Source organism: Microbacterium awajiense (genome assembly GCF_039536545.1).
Classification (GTDB): Bacteria; Actinomycetota; Actinomycetes; order Actinomycetales; family Microbacteriaceae; genus Microbacterium; species Microbacterium awajiense.
Genome location: NZ_BAAAYU010000005.1, coordinates 921,094 through 940,298, shown reverse-complemented (window position 1 = coordinate 940,298; position 19,205 = coordinate 921,094). Strand labels below are relative to the sequence as shown.

The following is a 19,205-nucleotide window of genomic DNA, read 5'->3' as shown; positions in this document are numbered from 1 at the left end:
GTCAGCGATGAACCGATTCACGGAACGGTAGCAGATCAATCGCGTCCTGCCTAGCCCCCGCTCCCCTCGGGTGGACGGTGCGCCCAGAGAATGCTGACAAGTCAGGGAAGATCTGCACCCAACCACCGCCGGTTCGTGTCAGAATTCGGACATGAACCGGTTCATCGAAGAACAAGAGACATCCTCATCGTCGGCGAGAGCAACGGAGCGACCGAACCTCGTGTTCATCTTCTCCGACCAGCAGTCGCGAGACATGCTCGGCGCGTACGGCCTCAGCGACGTGAAGACCCCGCACCTGGACCGACTCGCAGGGAGTGGGCTGCTCTTCGACCACGCGGTCTCGAACTCCCCTGTGTGCACGCCGGCGCGGAGCATGCTGATCTCAGGCGAGCACCCGCTGTGGAACAACTGCTTCACCAATGATCGTCGTCTGGCGACCGACCTCGGCGATTCCTTCGCCGAGGTCGCTCAGCACCACGGGTACCGCAACGCGTATGTCGGCAAGTGGCATCTCTACGGTGGCGACCGGAACCGTCCGATACCGGCGGGTCCCGATCGCCACGGGTTCGACGACGTGTTCCTCAGCAACAACTGCGCCGTCAACTACGATCCCGAGAACGCCTTCTTCTGGGATGGCGACGAGAAGGTCCTGTTCGGATGCTGGGAAGTGGAGGGGCAGACAGATCAGGCGGTCGACTTCATCGAGCAGCAGACGGCCGAGCAGCCGTTCACCCTGTTCGTCTCGTATCACGCCCCGCACAACCACAACGGAGGCGACGACGCGAAGTACACCTCTTTCGACGCCCCCGAGGAGTACAAGGAACTGTACGATCCCGCCGATCTCACGCTCCGCCCCACCGTCCCGGTCAACGAGCGCACGCGGCTGATGACACAGGGCTACCTCGCCCTTTGCAGCGAGGTGGACGCGAATGTCGGCCGCATCCTGGCCGCCCTCGACGAGCGCGGCCTGCGCGACAACACGATCATCGTGTACACGAGCGATCATGGCGAGACGTTCGGCGCCTTCAACAACCACGCGCACAAGTCGAGCCCAGAGGACGTGTCCGCGCGGGTGCCGCTCATCGTCTCACTCCCCGGGGGAAGAGTCGCCCCGCGCCGCTCGGAACTCATCGTCGGCACGATCGATCTGATGCCGACGCTGCTGGGCCTGATGGGTCTGCCCGTACCGGATCACGTCCATGGCAAGGACCTCTCCCGCGCGATCCTCGAGGGCGATGACGATGCCGTCGAGTCGGCGCCGATGTTCTACTTCACAACACCGTGGCGAGGCGTGTACACCAAGGAGTGGACGTACTCGATCGAGAACATCGACCGTACGGACCCGCGCGAGCCGAATCGCGAGGGCGACGTCGGGCGAACGATCCTTCTCCGGCGCATCGACACTCTGTTCCGCCGCGCCGACGACCCGCATCAGCTCGACAACCATTTCGGGCGGATACCGCTCCCCGGCGTTCCCGGCACCGAAGAGATCCAGGCGTATCTCCATAGGAAGACGGAGGAATGGCTCGCGTACTTCCAGGATCCGTTCCCCGATCAGCACGAACTGTGGGCCTATGTCGACTCCGACAGGACACCGCCGATCCACCGCATGCGGGAGCTGAGCCCGGTGGCACGCGGACCCCAGCCCCGGTGAGCAGGGGACGGAGGACGCCCGAGACGACGGTCACCGTCCGCGCGCTGCGCGGCCGAATCGCCGAAGGATGCGGGAGGTTCTCGACCGCCCCCGAGGTGAACCATGCGAACGCCGTCGCGACCGTGCGCGCAGCGTACGACGCGGGACTACGCGTGTTCGACACCGCGCGGGCCTACGCCACCGTCGGCGACCCGCTCCACAACGAGCGGTTGCTCACCCTGGCGCTGCGCGACCGCGACGACGTGATCATCATGACCAAGGGCGGACACTTCCGGTCGGGCGTGGCGCAGTGGGGTATCGACAACACGCCAGCTCGGCTCCGTCGAGACGTCGACGACAGCTTGCGCGCGCTCGAGCGCGACCGGCTCGACCTGTACTACCTGCATCGCGCCGACGGACCCGTCGACATCCTGGAGTCCTTCGGCGCCCTGGAAGAGCTGCGCCGAGCAGGGAAGATCGGGGCCATCGGGATCTCGAACGCGACCGTCGCACAGATCGAAGTCGCGGCCACCGCGTGCCGACTCACCGCCGTTCAGAACCGCCTCGTCGCGGGCGAGCGGTCGGACTCGCTCCGCTGCGCGGAGCGGCTCGGCCTCGCCTTCTTCGCGTACTCGCCCCTCGGGGGCCCCGCGCACGCGAAAGACCTTCCCCAGCGGTTTCCCGCGCTCGCGAAGGTCGCCGCGAAGCGCCACCGCAGCGTGCATGCTCTGGCGCTTCGCGGGATGCTCGCCGACTCGGACGCCGTATCCGCCATCGTGGGGATCGGAAGCCCGCGCCGGGCCGCGGAGACCGCTGCCGTGCCTTCGACACCGTGGGACGACGAGTGCGCCCGTGCGTGGGCCGCAGACATCGATCATCCCCGGGCCGACCCATGAATCGCGCTCAGCTGTAGGCGTCGACGACCGCCGCGTGCAGATCGAGAAGATCGGCGGTGCGGTCGGCGGGGCCGCGGCCGAAGCCACACTCGGTGCTGACCCCGAACCGGTCGATCACCGTGGCCGCGGCGGCGATGCGGCGCTCGGCGCCCTCGATGCCGTCTTCGTGGTGCAGCAGACCGAGATCGATCTCGGTGCCCTCGGGCAGGTCGAGGTCGGCGAGGGGCGCGAAGTAGGCCGAATCGTCACGCTCGATCGGCACGGGCAGGTGGAACCAGTCGATGACCCGCGGTGACGCCGCGACGATGCCGCGGATGACGGATGCCAGTGTGCCGGCGTCCGTCGGCTGCACGAAGTGCTCCTCCTCGACGTCTCCGTAACAGAGATGGAAGCCGACCTGCACGTCGGCGGGAACCGCGTCGATCTGGCGAACCGCGCGGGCGACGACTCCTCCGAGCAGGTCGTCGCCCCAGCCCGCGCTGAAGGGGATGCCGTTGAACTCGACGCCGTCGAGAATGCCGAACTCGACCGCCGAGTCCCATTGGATCGCGAGGTCGTCGTGCGGGATCGCGTCGGCGATGCGCGCGACCTCGGCGAACAGCGCCCTCTCGTAGGCCGGCTCGACGGCGGCGCGGTCGTTTGGCACCACGAAGGCCCCGACGACGCCGACCGGTGTCGGGATCGACACCTGGAACCGCACGCTCGCGGGGATCACGCCGCCGTCGCGCAGGGTGCGGAACGCGGCGTACGACTCGATCGCGGCGTCCGCGTACCCCAGGTTCGGGAACGCGAGGTCGGCGGGGGCGACCGTGCCGTCGAGCGCGAAGGGTCGCACATCGAAGGTGTCGCGGATCTTGAAGGGCAGCTCGGGTCCGACCCGCACGAGCCCCGGCGTCTCGTCGAGCCGGAAGGTCTGGAACTGGATCCAGTAGTACCGCTCGCCCACCTCGCCGTCGGGAATGCGCGCCGCGCGCCCTCCGACACGCTCGCCGACGATGCGGAAGACGGACTCGGCGTCGGGCTGGTTGATGCTGCCGACGAAGTGGACGTTGCTGACGGTGACCATGCGGATGCTCCTCAGGACGGGAGCCGCGAAGGCGCGACTCCGACGGGTGGGAATCGCAGGCGTGTCCCCCGATCGGGACGCGAGGCCTCGCTGCGCGCTGCCCGGTCAGGCTAGCAACGGCGCGCGAGGCGCCGTTCCCGTGTTGCGTCGCGTGACGGCCCGCGATCAGGCGAGTGGTTCCGCCGTCTCGCGTGCGGCGCGCGACGACGATCGCACGGCCCCGATGCTCGCGGCGATGACGAGGGCGATTCCGACGACCTCGAGCCATGAGAGATGCTGGCCGAGCAGCACGAAGCCGGCGATCGCGGCGGTGGCGGGCGCGAGGCTCATGAGGATCGCGAACGCGGCGGCGGGAAGGCGTCGCAGGGCGATCAGCTCGAACGCGTAGGGGATCGTCGACGAGAGCACGGCGACGGCGGCTCCGATCGCGATGAGGTCGAGCCGCAGCAGCGCCGAACCCGCGTCGGCGATGCCGAACGGCAGCGAGAGCAGCGCGCCCGCGGCCATGGCGAGCGCGAGCCCGTCGAGCTTCGCGAACGCGCGGCCGACGCGGGCCGAGGCCAGGATGTATCCGGCCCAGCTGGCGGCGGCGCCGAGCGCGAACAGCACCCCGAGCGGATCGAGCCGTTCCCAGCCGCCGCCCCCGAGCGCGGCGACGCCGCCCAGCGCGAGACCGGCCCACAGCCAGGCGGAGGCGCGGCGGCTCGCGATGATCGACAGGGTGAGGGGTCCGAGCACCTCGATCGTGACGGTGACCCCGAGCGGAAGCCGCTCGAGCGCCAAGTAGAACAGGCCGTTCATCACGACGAGCACGAGCCCGAACAGCAGCACCCCGGTCCAGTCCGATCGCGACCGGCCGCGCACCGACGGCCGCGCGATCGCGAGCAGGATCACGGCCGAGAACACCAGCCGCAGCATGACCATGCCGAGCGGCCCCACCTGTGGGAACAGGAGCACCGCGAACGAGGCGCCGATCTCCTGGCAGGCCAGGCCGACGACGACCAGCAGCACGGCCGGAGCCGTGCCGGCGCGCGTCACCCTTCGGAAGCCGGGCAGAGCGGACGGGACGTGATCGCCTCGCCCCACTGCTCCGCCGTGAACGGCAGACCGGCCTCGGGAGCCGTCTGGCCCGACGCGGCCGGCGCCTTCGACGCGATGGCGGCGAGCTGCCAGCCGAGGTTGCGCGCCGCCGTCGACCCGACAGCCGAGTTGTTGAGCACGGCGACGACGGTCATGCCCGTCGACGGGTCGACCCACGCGCTCGTGAGGTAGCCGAGCGAGGCGCCGAAGTGTCCGACCAGCGACCCGGCCTGCACCGTTCCGCCGATCGTCGTGTACCAGGACGACGCGTCGTTCGATGTCGGAACGGGATCCGCGAAGCGGTCGACGCCGTCCGGCACGAGGGCCTGCGCGCCGAGCGCCTGCATGTAGCGAGCGAGATCGTTCACATCGGTCACGACACCGGAGTCGGTGAACGCCAGGCTCGATGAGGCGACGGTCAGATCCAGCGGCTCGGCGCAGTTCATCGCGCCGTCCTCGCCGTTCTTGATCGAGTGCAGTCCCGAAAGCACGGGCAGCTCATCGGATGCCGGCCCCGCAGCGGGCCCGGGCAGCCGCGTCGCCTCCATGTCGAGCGGCTCGAAGATGTACTGCTCCATCAGATCGGCCATGCTCGTGCGCGTGGCCCGTTCGAGCGCGATGCCCAGCAGCAGGTATCCGGCATCCGAGTCGCGGTACCCGGCGCCGGGTTCGGTGTCGCCGAACTGGCCGAGACCGTAGCCGGCGAGCTCCATCGCGTTCCACACGCGCGTCGGGTTCGTGGTCCACTGCTTCTGCAGCTGCCCGAGGTAGGAGCCGACTCCCGAGGTGCTGTCGCACAGCATCTCGAGCGTCACGTCGCCAAGGTCGGGCAGCCCGCTCACGTATTCGGTGATGCTGTCATCGAGCGAGACCGCGCCGGTGGCCGCGACGTTGTACAGCACGTCGCACGTCATCGCGCGTGTGATGCGCCCCGCGCGGAACTCCATGTCGGTCGTGACAGCCGCTCCACCGGGGGTCGAGGTGCCGAACGCGGTCACCCACGATCCGCTCCACGGCGCCCACACGCCCACGATCGCGCCGGTCGAGGCGGTCGCCGTCATCGCCGCTTCGACGGCGGACTGGAGTTCGGCAACCGTGGCCTCCGGCAATGAGCCTTCGACCTGCGCCGGCACGTCGAGTTCGATACTCGTGTCGGCGGAGCATCCCGACAGGGCGAGCGCGAGCGCGACGCCGGCGGCTGCGACAGCACGCAGCGTCATCCGTCGTGATCGCATACCCGGTCCCCCCGTATTTCTGCCATAGAGATTCAAACACACGCAGGTCACAGCGAGATCACCGTCGATAGGCTGATCGGATGCCGCACCGGTTCGACGACGCCACCCTCTCGGGCGTGCTCGGGCACATGAACTCCGACCACGCAGACGACAACCTGCTCATCGCCCGCGCGTTCGGGCCCGACCCCTCGGCGTCCGCCTCGACGATGACGGGGTTCGACGGCGACGGCGGCGACTGGGAGGCGACGCTGCACGACGGCGGGTCGCTCGCCATCCGCGTGCCGTGGCCGGGCGGACCGATCTCGGAGCGACCGCAGGTGCGCCGTGAGATCGTCGCGCTGTACGACGAGGCGTGCCGCCTGCTCGGGGTCGAGCCCCGGCCGCACGCCTGAGGGGATCCGCCCGGGTCGCGGTCCGAAGCCCGAAAGCCGAAACCCGGGCATGGTATACCAGTAAGGACATCCTTACCCGAAACGGACGCCATGCCCGACGTCATCTCCTTCTCCGCCATGCTGCGTGAGCGCTCGAGCCAGGCCCACTCCACGAGCGAGCACGCCGGTTTCATGTCCGATCTCATGAGCGGCGAGGGCACGCGAGACGACTACATCGCCCTCGTCGCCCAGCACTGGTACATCTACGAGGCCCTCGAGTGGGCCGCCGACCGCATGAAGCACGACCCGGTCGCGGCCACCTTCATCAGCGACAAGCTGACGCGCCTGCCCGCGCTGGAATCCGACCTCGAGTTCCTCGTCGGCCCGGACTGGCGTGACGAGATCGAGGCGCTGCCCACGACCCGCCGCTACGTCGACCGCATTCGCCAGGTCGGCACGATGTGGCCGGGCGGCTTCGTCGCCCACCACTACACGCGCTACCTCGGCGACCTGTCCGGAGGCCTGTTCATCGGCCGCCTCATGGCGCGTCGATTCGGCTTCGAGACCAACGGCATCGGGTTCTACATCTTCGAGGACATCGCCGACCCCAAGGCATTCAAGGACGTGTACCGCGAGCAGCTGGATGCCGCACCCTGGAGCGACGACGAGAAGGAGCGCGTCGTTGAAGAGGTGCTGCTGGCCTATCGGCTGAACACGGAGCTGTTCGAGGACCTGGCCCGCGCGAAGGCAGAGACCGCGGCCTGAGTCACCGCGCGACGTCGGCGCGCGACAGGAAACGCGACACGTCGGGATCGACCCGGATGTCGCTGGGGCGCAGCGGACGGCTGAGGTACAGCCCGTCGAGCGAGGTGAGCCGGGACAGCGCGACATAGGTCTGTCCCGGGGCGAATGCGCCGGCACCGAGGTCGATGATCGCCCGCTCGTACGTCTTGCCCTGCGACTTGTGGATGGTCACCGCCCACGCCAGCCTCAGCGGGAACTGGGTGAACTCGGCGACGATCTCGCGTGTGAGGTTGCGTGAGGCCGCGTCGTACCGATATCGGAACCTCTCCCACACCGCCGGCTCGACGTCGAACTCGGTTCCGTCGACGTCGACGCGAACGGTGCCGCCCGCGATGCGGGTCACCGTGCCGATCGTGCCGTTGACCCACCGCGGCGGCTCGCCATACGAGCCGACGTCGTTGCGCAGGAACATGACCTGCGCGCCGACCTTCAGTTCGAGTTCGACATCCGCCGGGTAGGCGTCGCCGCGCCCGAAGTCGCCGCTGACCTCGGCGGATGCCTTCTGCACCGCCCCCGGCAACGCGGCCAGATGCCGGCGATTGATCGCGTTCACGATGTCGTTGCGGGTCGCAAGCGTGATGATCGGCTTCTCGTGCTCACCCGGTTCCGGCGGGATTCGCGCGCCCGTGTCGTTGAGCACCCGGGCGATGTCGGCCGTCACCTGACCGTGCCGGACCGCGTTGAGCATGGCGCGGAAACCGGGGTCGGCCTGCCGGTGCACGTCGACGAGTTCGCGAATGGTCAGGTCGGCGCCGTGCCGCCCGAGATCCAGCATCCCTCCCTCGTCGGCCCGCTCGCCGGCCCAGACCTTCGCATCGAAGAACCAGAACGACCGATAGTGATCGCGGATGTAGCGCATCTCATCACCGCGGGGCGGCACCGGGGCGAGCTGGTACGGGTCGCCGAACATCACGACCTGGGCGCCTCCGAAGGGCTCGCCGCGCCGCCCGCGGGCCTGGCGCAGCGAGCGATCGATCGCGTCCATCAGGTCGGCGTTGACCATCGACACCTCGTCGATCACGAGCGTGTCGAGGGCATTGAGGATGCGTCGAGTCGCATCACCCTGCTCGAGTTCGCTGTTCGCGATGAGCCCGATCGGCAGGCGGAACAGCGAGTGGACCGTCTGCCCCTCGACGTTGAGCGCGGCGACGCCCGTCGGCGCGCAGACCGCGATCTGCTTCGAGGTGTTCGCTGCCAGATGCTGGAGGAGCGTCGACTTGCCGGTGCCGGCCCGGCCGGTGACGAAGACGTGATCTCGTGAGTTCTCGATGAGCTCGAACACATCCTGCTGCTCGGCGGAGAGGGCGGGCGAGGTCACCGGTTCATGCTAGCCAGCCGATGGCGCCGAGGTCGGGGGATCCACAGGCGGCGTTTCCTAGAATTGACCCGTGGAAGCGGAGGCGGACGTCCAGGTGCAGCGCCGCCGCACGCCGCTGTGGCTCGATCTGACGCTCTTCGGCGTGATCGGCGCCGTGCTGCTCGGCGCACTGTACGCCGGAGCGGTCGCACTCTATCGAGAGCTGTACAGCCCGACGGCGTTCGTCGAGCGCTACCTCTCGCTGCTCGTCGACGGCGATGCCGCCCGCGCGCTGGCCGTGCCCGGCGTGACGGTCGATTCCGCCGACCTCGATGCCGCCGACCTGCCCGCGCAGGCATCCGATGCGCTGCTGCGCAGCGCCGCGCTTTCGCCGTTGTCCGATGTCGAGGTCGTCTCGGAGAACACCGAGGGCGACATCACGACCGTCACGGTCTCGTATCGGGCGGGCGCCTACGTCGGCACGACGAGCTTCGAGGTCGTCGGCAACGGCTGGATCGGGGTCGCGCCGGCGTGGCGGTTCGCGCAGAGCCCCCTGGCCGTGATCGACCTCGTTGTGAAGGGCTCGACCGACTTCGACGTGAACGGCTTCACGATCGACAAACGCCAGATCGACCCGGAGGGAGTGGCCGAGGATCCGCTGACCCCGCTGCCCCTGCTGGTGTTCTCGCCGGGGCTGTACTCGGTATCGGTCGACAATGCGATCGCCCGCACACCGGGTGTCGCGGTGCTCTCGGACAGCCCGTTCGCCGAAGTGCCCGTGCAGGTGCAGGCCCAACCCACCGACGAGTTCGTCGCGCTCGTCCAGTCGCGGGTGACGGAGTTCCTCGCCGAGTGCGCGACGCAGCAGGTGCTGCAACCTACGGGATGCCCGTTCGGCTACGTCGTGCAGGATCGCATCGGCTCACCGCCCGAGTGGACGATCTCGACACAGCCCGAAGTCGTCCTCACCCCCGACGGCGACGCATGGCGCATCGCGCCGACGGTCGCTGCCGCGCGCATCCGCGTCGACATCGTGTCGCTGTTCGACGGATCGGTGCGACCGGTCGACGAGGACGTGCGCTTCGAGGTGTCGGGGACGGTCACGGTGCTGCCCGACGGCAGCGCGTCGATCATCGTGTCCGGCGCGTAGTCGGTCGGCAGCGTTCGACGCGCGCGTGAAGTCAGCGCCGCGTGGCCTGTTCCTGCTCGGCGCGGGCGTCCCGCTCGGCGAGCCGTGCGAGCCGGGCGTTGTACTCCTCGAGCTCGGCGTCGCCGGTGCGATCGGCGTGGCGATCACGACGCCGCTGGGTGCGTTCGTCGCTGCGGCTCCACTGGACGGCGACGGCGATCGCGAGCACGAGGGTGGGGATCTCGCCGACCGACCAGGCGATGCCGCCGCCGAGGTACTGGTCCTCGAGAGGCGGCAGACCCCATGTGCGTCCCATCGACCCGAACCACTCCGCCACCATCAGCCCCGACTGCATCATGATCGCGATGCCGAAGAACGCATGCATGGCCATGACGCCGACCAGAAGCACGAGCCGGCCCGCGTACGGCAGACGCCAGGGCACCGGGTCGACGCCGATCAGCGTCAGCGCGAACAGGTAGCCGGCGATGAGGAAGTGCGCCGTCATCCACTCGTGGCCGAGATGGTCGTACAGTGACCACCGGAACAGGTCGGTGTAGTAGAACACCCACAGCGAGCCGATGAAGATCGCCGCCGCCACGAAGGGGTTCGTCAGCACCCGCGCGATCGGCGAGTGCACCGCCCACAGGATCCATTCTCGGCCGCCGCGTGTGCCGTCGTCGCGGCGCTGGATCGCCCGTGCGGCGAGCGTGACGGGCGCTCCGACGACGAGCATGAGCGGAATCGCCATCGACAGCAGCATGTGACCGATCATGTGCACGCTGAACAGGTAGTCCTGGTAGGCGTTGACCGCGCCTCCGGTCACCCACAGCAGCAGCGTGAGTCCACCCAGCCACAGGACGGTGCGGTGCACGGGCCACCGGTCGCCACGGCGGGCGAGCCGGCGCACGCCGGCGAGGTAGAAGAACGCGCCGAAACCGACGGCGAACGCCCAGAGCAGGTCGATCTCCCACGCCGTGACCCAGCGTTCGGGGGTGAGCTCGGGGGGCAGCGGCGCGCCCGTGAGGTACTCCGCAGGCGTGCGGCCGAGCGGCAGCACCGCGTCGGAGGGCGGGGGCGTGCGCGCCAGCGCCGCGGCAGCACCGGATGCGAGACCCATGAGGGCGAGCTCGAACGCGACGAGTCCCCAGAAGCGCCGTGACGAGTCGTCGTGGGCGAGCCCGGCGATCAGTCTGCGTCGGTAGTACGCGCCGAGCAGGCCCATCGCCACGAGCGCGACGATCTTGAGCGCCAGGATGACGCCGTACGGCGAGAACAGGCCCTCCCAGCTGCCCACGCCGACCCACGCACGCACCGTTCCCGACACCGCGACGACGATGAAGGCGACGAGCGCGATCGTCGAGTACCGGCCGAGCGCCGTGACCTGCTGCGGCCGCGACAGCAGCGGCCGCACCAGCACCATGAGCATCAGACCGCCGAGCCAGATCGCGGCGGGGATGATGTGCATCACGAGCGCCATGACCGCGATGTTGTGGTTCGCCTCTTCACCGGAGTGCCCCTGGGTGCCCATCGGCACGAGCGTCGCGATCGCCAGGATCGCGACCAGCAGCGACGGCGTCCAGGAGCGCACCGCGAAGGCGAGCACCGTGATCGTCGCCCCCGAGATCGTCGTGATGAGCCAGGTGCGACCCACCTCGGTGTCGATGAGGAAGCGCCCCAGCTGGGCGCCGAACTCGGGGCCGAGCGAGAGGACCGGGTTGAACGCGTCCATGAACGTGAGGAACCCGGTGGTCGCGGCAGCGACGGTGAACACGGCGGCCGATGCCGAGGAGGCATCCAATGCGGTGTCGAACGGGCGCTCGCCGGCCTTCAGCGTGAACAGCGCGGTGACGAGGGTGCCGACCATGCCCGCGGCGGCCAGATTGACGAAGAGCTTCGCGATCGGCAGGCCCCATCGAGCCACCGGCCCGGGGTCGGCGATGACCAGCGGTTCGGCGCCGCCCCCGAAGGCGAGCCCCCAGATCAACGTCGCGAGCGCGACCGTCACGAGGATCGCGGGGCCGAGGGCCCGCAACGCGCGGGGGGTGATCACCAGACCACTCTAGGCGGGCATGACGAAGGGGATGCCGCGATGGCGGCATCCCCTTCGGTCGGCTCGTGTGAGATCTCGCTACGCGCCTTCGGCGCCACGGTTCCTGAGTGACGCCGCCGGCGTTGTGTCGAAGGGCGATCTCACGCGACCCGCCTCAACGCACGCTACGCGCGCATCGAACCGGGTCGCGTCACTTGACCGCAGCCTTGAGCTTCGAGCCGGCGGTGACCTTGACGCGCTTGCCGGCGGGGATCTTGATCTCTTCACCGGTCTGCGGGTTGCGGCCGGTGCGGGCCGAGGTGGCGACCTGCTCGAACGAGAGCCAGCCGGGGATCGAGACCTTGCTGCCCTTGGCGACCGCCTCGGAGACGGTGGAGAAGAGGGAGTCGAGAACGCTCGAGACGGCGGACTGGCTCTGCCCCGTCGCGCTGGCGATGCTCGCGACGAGCTCGGTCTTGGTGATGGACTTGTCAGCCATTGTGGTTGTCCTCCAGAGGGGGCGGATCGCCACCCTCGTTCATTGCTCGGACCGGCGGACCACGTGCCCCCCGGCTGGTCGGATCGACCGCCTCGAATGTACCCGAAAAGGCCCGCAATTCCGCGTATTTCCGCGGGTTTCGCGATCGGCGGACGGCGTGTCGGGTGCAGATGTGACCGATGTGACCGATGTGAAGGCCGCCCGAGGCGGCCGTCGGCTCACGGCAGGTGGAGTCGGCGCAGCGCAGCGGACGGGACGCGAAAGGCCCGGAGCTCCGAGGAACTCCGGGCCTTCACAGACGACGGGGGCTTACCAGCTCGACTTGGTCACACCGGGCAGCTCGCCTCGGTGGGCCATGTCGCGGAAGCGCACGCGCGAGATGCCGAACTTCGACAGGTGGCCGCGCGGGCGACCGTCGATGACGTCGCGCTTGCGCAGGCGCACCGGCGAGGCGTTGCGGGGAAGCTTCTGCAGGCCGAGGCGGGCGGCCTCGCGCTGCTCGTCGGTCGAGGTGGGGTCGACCAGCTGCTTCTTCAGCTCCGCGCGCTTCTCGGCGTAACGGGCGACGACCTCTTCGCGCTGCTTGTTGCGCGCGATCTTGCTCTTCTTCGCCATGATCAGCGCTCCTCTCGGAATTCGACGTGCTTGCGGACCACCGGGTCGTACTTCTTGAGCACGATGCGGTCGGGGTTGTTGCGGCGGTTCTTGCGCGTCACGTAGGTGTACCCCGTGCCCGCGGTCGAACGCAGCTTGATGATCGGACGGACGTCCTGGGACTTCTTCGCCATCAGAGCTTCACACCCTTCGCGATGAGGTCCTTCACGACCGACTCGATGCCGCGGGCGTCGATCACCTTCATGCCCTTGGCCGACACGTTGAGGGTGATCTTCCGGCCGAGCGAGGGCACGAAGTAGGTCTTCTTCTGCACGTTCGGGTCGAAGCGGCGCTTCGTCCGGCGGTGCGAGTGCGAGATGTTGTGACCGAAGCCGGGAACCGCTCCGGTCACCTGGCACACTGCTGCCATGGTGGTGTCTCCTTCAATACCGTGAGGCCGGACGGCCCCACCCAAGATCCCTTGTCTGCACCCGCGCGTCATCCCGCCGAATCCGGCCGGATGGAGGTGGTTGGGTGCGAACTGCGTGCAGGAGTGCGCGCAGACAAAGAGCCAGTCTAGCACGGCGGATGCCGCGGGCCGGTCGGCTACACCGGACCGGCCCCGCGTCCCCACCGGAACGGCGACACGGTGGGGTCGCCTGCGATCCAGAACCGCCAGGGGAAGACGTCGGTCCCCGCCACGCCCGCGACACCGACGCGCGGGCCGGAGGCGACCTCGCCGATCGGATCCACCCGCAGCGACAGCCGCGCGGTCGCACCCGCGTGCGGCACCCCGGTGATCGCATCGATGCCGTCATGCACGGGATGCCGCAGCCCGAGGGCCTCCCCGAGTCGGCCGGGCCCCCGGGCGAGGTCACGCGGCGTCTTGGCGGCGGGGCGCCGCAGGGTCGCCGCATCCACCCCGTCGACGATCTCGGCGCCGCGCAGCAGGATCCCGCCCGCGACACCCGCCGGCCCGCACACCACGTTCACGCACGAATGGATGCCGTGGCTGAGGTACACGTACAGGTTCCCGGGTTCGCCCCACATCGTGGCGTTGCGCGGCGTCGGACCCATCCGTGCGTGCGAACCCGGGTCGGGCGCGTGGCCGGTTCCGAGCCCGTGGTACGCCTCGACCTCGGTGAGCCGAGCGGTCACCGAGGCTCCGTCGACGATCGCGGTCAGGTGGGCGCCGAGCAGACGCGGTGCGACCTCGACCGGCAGTCCGACGAGGTCGGCGCGGGTGGCATCCCTCATCTGCTCGCCTGACATGCCGCCGAGTCTAGGTCTGCGCGACGCGGAGCCCGACCGCTACTGTGACCTCCATGGGTCGCTGGTTCGTACTGATTCTGCTGAGCTGCTCGCAATTCGTGATGATCCTCGACAGCACGGTGATGAACGTCTCGATCTCGACGGTCGCCGAAGACCTCGGCACCGACATCTCGGGCATGCAGGCGGCGATCACCTTCTACGCCCTCACGATGGCGGCGTTCATGCTCACCGGCGGCAAGCTCGGCGACAAGTGGGGGCGCGCGCGCACGTTCCGCATCGGCTCGGTCATCTACGGTCTCGGATCGCTGACGACGGCGCTCAGCCCGAACCTCACCGTGCTGCTGCTCGGCTGGTCACTCGTGGAGGGCCTGGGCGCGGTGCTGGTGATCCCGGCGATCGCGGCACTGGCCGCCATCAACTATGCGGGCCGCGAGCGCGTCATCGCCTTCTCGGCGCTGGGGGCGGTCACCGGACTCGCCGCGGCGGCCGGCCCGCTCATCGGCGGCCTCGTGACCACCTACGCGTCGTGGCGGTACGTCTTCGTCGCCGAGACGATCGTCATGATCGTCGTGCTCATCGTCTCGGGCCGCATCAAGGACGTGCCCGGCGACCGCACGCTGCGCGTCGATGTGTGGAGCGTCGTGCTGTCGGCATCGGGTATGGCGATGCTCGTGTTCGGTGTGCTGCAGAGCAAGACGTGGGGCTGGATCACCCCCCTCGCCCCGCCGCAGATCGGCGACGTGACCATCGCCCCGTTCGGCATCTCGCCGGTCGCCTACCTCGTCATGCTCGGCATCTTCGTGCTGTGGCTGTTCCTGCGACGCCAACAGCGCCTCGAGGCGACGGGCCGCGTGCCGCTGCTGCGGGTGAGTCTCATGAGGATCAAGGCGCTGCGCAGCGGACTGACGATGTTCCTCGCCCAGTACTTCGCGATCGCGGCGCTGTTCTTCGTCGTCCCGGTCTATCTGCAGACGATACTCGGCTTCGACGCGCTGCAGACCGGGCTGAAGATCCTGCCGCTCTCGGTGGGGCTCATCGTGTTCTCGATGCTCGGCTCGCGGTTGTCGACGACGAAGTCGGCGTGGTATCTCGGCCGGGTCGGCCAGATCACCCTCGCGATCGGATTGGGCGTGATCGTCATCGCGGTGCAGCCCGACCTCGCCGGCGTCCTGTTCGGCATCGGCATGTTCATCGTCGGCGCCGGCTTCGGCCTGCTCGCCTCGCAGCTGGGCAACGTCAACATGTCGGCGGTCTCGAAGGACGACACCTCCGAGGTCGGCGGTCTTCAGGGCACGTTCCAGAACCTCGGATCGTCGTTCGGAACGGCGATCGTCGGCTCGGTCTTCGTTCTGTTCCTGACGACGGGATTCACCAACGCCGTCTCGACGAGCACCGACCTCAGCGATGACGTGCGCGCGCAGGTGATCGAGGCGACCCAGACCGGCGCGCCGATCATCTCGCAGCAGCAGGCCGAGGACGCGCTGACCGATGCCGGTGCCACCGCCGACGATGCCGCCTCGGTCGCGCAGATCTACGCCGACGCGCAGCTCGAGTCGCTGCGCCAGGCGCTGTTCCTCATCTTCGCGCTCACGGCGTTGGGGCTGATGCTCTCGCGTGGGCTGCCGACGACCGTCCCCCCGCGCTCGAAGGCCGAGACCGACGACGAGGACGTCGCCCCCACGCTGTGACGTCGGCTACTGCGGCGGCACCTGGCACCACGAGATCGAGGAACCGGCGAGCGAGACGACCGGCTCGGCATCGGCGATCTGCACGATGCGTGTCTCGACCTGCTGCGGCAACGGCAGCAGGTACTCGTCGTAGGGGTTCGAGGCGGCATCCGGAGCCACGAGGATGGCCGCATAGCGCGCGCTCGGCGACACACACGTCTGGATCACCGCGTCGGATGTGTCGAACACGGTGATCGGCGTCGCCGTCCCGTCGACGGCGACGTGGGTGATCGCCGACCCGATGAGCACGCCGTCGGCGTCGAACAGCGCGTTCGTGCGCAGCGTGGCACCGTCCGGCAGCGGTGCGACGGCGCTGATCGGTCCGGTGTCCGGGTCGGCCTCGACGAGCTGCTGCTCTTCGGCCGTGGTGAGGTCGATCTGCACCGTCGCATCGAACCGGTTGACGACGGCGACGCTGGTGCCGCGCGCGATGCCGTCGATCTCGAGAGCCGAGCCGAGTGCCGTCGCGTTCGCGCCGGTGGCGTCGGTGAGCAGCAGTGTTCCGTCGAACGAGAGCAGCAGCACACTGGCCGTGTCCGGCACGAATCGGAAGTCGGCGACCCGCGGGTCCGCCCCTGACACCTGGACCGCCACCGGCGCGTCGGCGCCGGCCGATTCCTGTGCCGACGCGGTGTAGAGCATGCTCTCGTCGCCCCGTCCCTCGCCGACGGACGCATCCGTGAAGGTGTACCCGATGGTCTCGCCGCGATCGGCGACCTGCAGATTGGAGATGAAGCCGAAGCCCGGCAGCGGCAGCTCGCGCGCTCCCTCGCCGTCGCGGTCCGTCACGATGAGTGCCGCGGTGTCTTCCGGGGTCAGCACCGAGACGACGAGGTGCGCCGCGGTGGCACGGAAGTCCTCGATGTGCGGATGCGTGTACACGGGTACCGCCTCTTCGCCGTCGATGCCGGTGAAGAAGATCGTGTCCTCACCGTCGCCGCGCTGCAGCAGGAAGTCGCCGAGCGGCGGGGTCGTGAACGACTCCACGACGGTGGTCGCCGAGCCGCCGCCGATCCCCTCGACCCCCTCGATCGTGACCGTGTACTCGGTCTCGTCCCACAGCGGCAGGGTGAAGCGCACGCCGATGCTGCGACCCGAGGTGTCGACCTCGACCGGCGTTTCGGGACTCACGTTCACTTGAGACGGGTCGACCTCGGCGACCGACTGCGACAGCGTCACGATCAGACGAGAGCCCGATGCCGCGACGGCGGCGCTCGGGTCGACGTCGACCGACGTCACGCGTGGGCCGATCGCCACCGATGCCGCGGCGGTGCCGAGCCCGACGACCGCCAGCACGGCCACGACGACCGAGAAGCCCGCCACGAAGGCGCGGCTGCGGCGGCGACCCCGACCCTGTCGCCGGTCGCCCTGTTCAGTACTCATAGGGATCCTGCGGCTCGGGGATCTGCTCGACGGTGGTGGCCACGACCGCGAGGCGGCCGTCCGAGCTCGATCGGACGGTGCCGGTGATCTCGACCCACTGGCCCGTCTCGGGAACGTCGGACTGCGCGAGGACGGGCACACTCGCGGGCTGGGCGTCGATCACGCAGTGGGTGATCACCAGACGCGAGAGGCCGAAGTCGGCCGCATCGCCCGGGGTCACGAACCCGATGAGGGTCACCGGATCGCCGTCGAACGCCTCGGGATTGGTGGTGGTGGCGAACACCGACGACCACTCTCCGACCCCGAACGACTCGGTATCGCCGGTGGTGGCGAGCGTGACGACATCCTGGCCTGCGAACAGCGGCGGTGCGCCGACGTCGCGCGCCATCGCGAGTTCGATCGAGAGCGAGGTCGGCGGCAGCACGAGCGTCAGCACGACGATGGCGGATGCCGCAGCGCCGCCGACGACGGTGGCGACGGCACCCGCCCGGCTCGGTCGGTGGTGGTCGTGGTCGTCGTGATCGGCGCCGCCGTGCTCGGGGGCGTCGCCGTGGTCGTGGCCGTGATCGGCCTCCGCCCCGAGCGGCAGGGTGAACGATGCGACCGCTCCGACGAGGACCAGGACGGCCATCGAGACGGCGAACCATGCGGAATCGGGATTGATGTAGAGACCGAGTCGCCCCGTGAGCGCCAGGGCGACCGTCACGACGGCGACGATCGTGGCCAGCCCGACTCCGAGCCAGCGCGTGGCGAGGGCCTGGGTCCTAGACAACGAGGTTCACCACCGATCCGATGGCGAACGCGCTGAGGATCACCACGGTCGAGATCCCGACCAGCGTGCGGGTCGTGAACGTCGTGCGCAGCAGCGCCAGCATCTTCACGTCGACGATCGGGCCGACGAGCAGGAAGGCCACGATCGAGCCGGGCGTGAAGGTCGAGACGAACGACAGCGCGAAGAACGAGTCGACGTTCGAGCAGATCGACACCACCATCGCCAGCGCGATCATCGCGACGATCGACAGTGCGGGGTTCGATCCGATCGCCAGCAGGGCCTCGCGCGGGACGAGCACCTGGACGGCGCCCGCGAGCGCCGAGCCGATGACGAGCGCCGGCATCACGGCGCGCAGTTCGATCACGAACTGCGCGAGGCTGCGGCGCCCCCGGCCGCCCGGCTCGTGGACGACCAGATCGCACGTGTCGCGGAACCGTTGGGTGAGCAGGGCGTCGGGCGACGGATGGCGGCTGTAGAGCCAGCCGATCAGGTTCGCGATGGCATAGCCGCCGAGCAGCCGCACGACGAGGATCCCGTCGTCGAACCCGAACGCCTGGTGCGTCGTGATGATGACGATCGGGTTCACGATCGGCGCCGCGACGAGGAACGTCAGCGTGTCCGGCACCGAGAACCCGCGCATGAGCAGACCGCGGGCGAACGGCACGTTGCCGCACTCGCACACCGGGATGAACATGCCGAGCAGCGACAGCACGGCCCGGCGAGCCCATGCCCGGCGCGGCATCCACCGCTCGAAGACCCCCGGCGGAACCCAGACCTGCACGACGATCGACAGGATGACGCCGAGCACGACGAACGGCAGCGACTCGATGAGCACACTGATCGCGAGGGTGAGTCCGTCCTGCGCCCGGGTCGGCAGGGAGGCCTCGAACAGCTGCGGGGCGAACGCGTCGATCAGGAAGAGCGCGCCGACGACGCCGACGCCCAGCAGCAGTGCCATTCCGGTGCGCTGCGGTCGCCGCGGGGCGTCGCGCCGCACACCGGTGTCAGCCCGCGTCACGTTCCGTCTCTCGCGCGCACGTCTCGCACAGGCCGAAGATGTCGACGATGTGCTCGGCGCGCGTGAATCCGTGGCGCTCGGCCGTCGCGCGCGCCCACTGCTCGACGTCGTGCGCCTCGATCTCGACGGTGAGACCGCACGACCGGCAGATCAGATGGTGGTGGTGGCCCTCGCTGACGCACGCGCGGTAGAGCGCTTCGCCGTCGGGGCTCTGCAGCGAGTCCGCCGCGCCCTCCGCGGCGAGGCCTGCGAGCGCGCGGTACACGGTGGCCAGCCCGATGCCGGTCTCTTCGTCGCGCAGGGTGGCGTGCAGCGTCTGGGCGCTGACGAAGCCGCTGGCATCCGACAGCGCTTCACGCACGCGCTCGCGCTGCCATGTCTTCCGCTGGGCCATGCGCGC

Annotated in this window: 20 protein-coding genes; 6 read left to right on the top strand and 14 right to left on the bottom strand. The window is 69.3% G+C overall.

Going from position 1 to position 19,205, the window contains the following annotated elements:
• The first annotated feature begins 151 nt into the window (after positions 1-151).
• Positions 152-1,654, top strand: a complete 1,503-nt coding sequence (locus tag ABD663_RS11120; RefSeq protein WP_344738485.1) for a sulfatase family protein — start codon at positions 152-154, stop codon at positions 1,652-1,654.
• Positions 1,651-2,529 (top strand): aldo/keto reductase, encoded by an 879-nt coding sequence (locus ABD663_RS11115; RefSeq protein ID WP_344738483.1) that lies wholly within the window; start codon positions 1,651-1,653, stop codon positions 2,527-2,529. Before ABD663_RS11120 ends, ABD663_RS11115 begins: the two co-directional genes overlap by 4 nt.
• A gap of 7 nt (positions 2,530-2,536) precedes the next feature.
• On the opposite strand, the gene ABD663_RS11110 is transcribed toward ABD663_RS11115, so the two are convergent.
• The 3 genes from ABD663_RS11110 to ABD663_RS11100 all read right to left on the bottom strand — a co-directional run bounded on the left by ABD663_RS11110 (position 2,537) and on the right by ABD663_RS11100 (position 5,895).
• Positions 2,537-3,595: a uroporphyrinogen decarboxylase/cobalamine-independent methonine synthase family protein gene (locus tag ABD663_RS11110; protein WP_344738481.1), complete on the bottom strand. Its 1,059-nt coding sequence runs from the start codon at positions 3,593-3,595 to the stop codon at positions 2,537-2,539.
• 165 nt (positions 3,596-3,760) lie between these two features.
• The gene (locus tag ABD663_RS11105; protein ID WP_344738478.1) at positions 3,761-4,633 is read right to left on the bottom strand and encodes an EamA family transporter; all 873 of its coding nucleotides are present in this window, start codon (positions 4,631-4,633) and stop codon (positions 3,761-3,763) included.
• The gene (locus ABD663_RS11100; protein WP_344738476.1) at positions 4,630-5,895 is read right to left on the bottom strand and encodes a serine hydrolase domain-containing protein; all 1,266 of its coding nucleotides are present in this window, start codon (positions 5,893-5,895) and stop codon (positions 4,630-4,632) included. Before ABD663_RS11100 ends, ABD663_RS11105 begins: the two co-directional genes overlap by 4 nt.
• A gap of 95 nt (positions 5,896-5,990) precedes the next feature.
• Here ABD663_RS11100 and ABD663_RS11095 point away from each other — a divergent pair, with 95 nt between their 5' ends.
• Positions 5,991-6,302: a DUF2470 domain-containing protein gene (locus tag ABD663_RS11095; protein ID WP_344738474.1), complete on the top strand. Its 312-nt coding sequence runs from the start codon at positions 5,991-5,993 to the stop codon at positions 6,300-6,302.
• A 90-nt stretch (positions 6,303-6,392) separates the two neighbouring features.
• Positions 6,393-7,046, top strand: coding sequence for a biliverdin-producing heme oxygenase (locus tag ABD663_RS11090; RefSeq protein ID WP_344738472.1), 654 nt, complete (start codon positions 6,393-6,395; stop codon positions 7,044-7,046).
• Position 7,047: 1 nt separating this feature from the next.
• Here the strand turns inward: ABD663_RS11090 and ABD663_RS11085 are convergent, their stop codons facing one another.
• The gene (locus ABD663_RS11085; RefSeq protein ID WP_344738470.1) at positions 7,048-8,403 is read right to left on the bottom strand and encodes an ATP-dependent DNA helicase; all 1,356 of its coding nucleotides are present in this window, start codon (positions 8,401-8,403) and stop codon (positions 7,048-7,050) included.
• A gap of 70 nt (positions 8,404-8,473) precedes the next feature.
• Here ABD663_RS11085 and ABD663_RS11080 point away from each other — a divergent pair, with 70 nt between their 5' ends.
• On the top strand, positions 8,474-9,532 hold the full coding sequence (locus ABD663_RS11080) for a hypothetical protein (protein WP_344738468.1): 1,059 nt from the start codon (positions 8,474-8,476) through the stop codon (positions 9,530-9,532).
• Positions 9,533-9,563: 31 nt separating this feature from the next.
• Here the strand turns inward: ABD663_RS11080 and ABD663_RS11075 are convergent, their stop codons facing one another.
• From ABD663_RS11075 to ABD663_RS11050, 6 genes are all read right to left on the bottom strand, one after another.
• Positions 9,564-11,558, bottom strand: a complete 1,995-nt coding sequence (locus tag ABD663_RS11075) for a bifunctional copper resistance protein CopD/cytochrome c oxidase assembly protein (protein WP_344740217.1) — start codon at positions 11,556-11,558, stop codon at positions 9,564-9,566.
• A gap of 193 nt (positions 11,559-11,751) precedes the next feature.
• A complete protein-coding gene (locus tag ABD663_RS11070; RefSeq protein WP_344738466.1) occupies positions 11,752-12,039 on the bottom strand; it encodes an HU family DNA-binding protein in 288 nt (95 codons plus the stop codon).
• Positions 12,040-12,348: 309 nt separating this feature from the next.
• On the bottom strand, positions 12,349-12,654 hold the full coding sequence (rpsN, locus tag ABD663_RS11065; RefSeq protein ID WP_344738464.1) for a 30S ribosomal protein S14: 306 nt from the start codon (positions 12,652-12,654) through the stop codon (positions 12,349-12,351).
• A 2-nt stretch (positions 12,655-12,656) separates the two neighbouring features.
• A complete protein-coding gene (rpmG, locus tag ABD663_RS11060) occupies positions 12,657-12,827 on the bottom strand; it encodes a 50S ribosomal protein L33 (RefSeq protein ID WP_036301131.1) in 171 nt (56 codons plus the stop codon).
• On the bottom strand, positions 12,827-13,063 hold the full coding sequence (rpmB, locus tag ABD663_RS11055; RefSeq protein ID WP_344738457.1) for a 50S ribosomal protein L28: 237 nt from the start codon (positions 13,061-13,063) through the stop codon (positions 12,827-12,829). The genes rpmG and rpmB overlap by 1 nt, the downstream gene beginning before the upstream one ends.
• A 176-nt stretch (positions 13,064-13,239) precedes the next feature.
• The gene (locus ABD663_RS11050) at positions 13,240-13,905 is read right to left on the bottom strand and encodes a DNA-3-methyladenine glycosylase (RefSeq protein WP_344738455.1); all 666 of its coding nucleotides are present in this window, start codon (positions 13,903-13,905) and stop codon (positions 13,240-13,242) included.
• A gap of 53 nt (positions 13,906-13,958) precedes the next feature.
• Here ABD663_RS11050 and ABD663_RS11045 point away from each other — a divergent pair, with 53 nt between their 5' ends.
• Positions 13,959-15,593, top strand: coding sequence for an MFS transporter (locus ABD663_RS11045; protein WP_344738453.1), 1,635 nt, complete (start codon positions 13,959-13,961; stop codon positions 15,591-15,593).
• A 6-nt stretch (positions 15,594-15,599) separates the two neighbouring features.
• Here ABD663_RS11045 and ABD663_RS11040 read toward each other — a convergent pair whose 3' ends face one another.
• From ABD663_RS11040 to ABD663_RS11025, 4 genes are read right to left on the bottom strand one after another with little or no spacing between them, the layout of a single operon-like run.
• Positions 15,600-17,015, bottom strand: coding sequence for a hypothetical protein (locus ABD663_RS11040; protein ID WP_344738451.1), 1,416 nt, complete (start codon positions 17,013-17,015; stop codon positions 15,600-15,602).
• Positions 17,005-17,787: a TIGR03943 family putative permease subunit gene (locus ABD663_RS11035; RefSeq protein WP_344738449.1), complete on the bottom strand. Its 783-nt coding sequence runs from the start codon at positions 17,785-17,787 to the stop codon at positions 17,005-17,007. The genes ABD663_RS11040 and ABD663_RS11035 overlap by 11 nt, the downstream gene beginning before the upstream one ends.
• Positions 17,780-18,745 (bottom strand): permease, encoded by a 966-nt coding sequence (locus tag ABD663_RS11030; protein WP_344740215.1) that lies wholly within the window; start codon positions 18,743-18,745, stop codon positions 17,780-17,782. The genes ABD663_RS11035 and ABD663_RS11030 overlap by 8 nt, the downstream gene beginning before the upstream one ends.
• Before the next feature lie 46 nt (positions 18,746-18,791).
• On the bottom strand, positions 18,792-19,199 hold the full coding sequence (locus ABD663_RS11025) for a Fur family transcriptional regulator (protein ID WP_344738447.1): 408 nt from the start codon (positions 19,197-19,199) through the stop codon (positions 18,792-18,794).
• Positions 19,200-19,205: the final 6 nt, after the last annotated feature.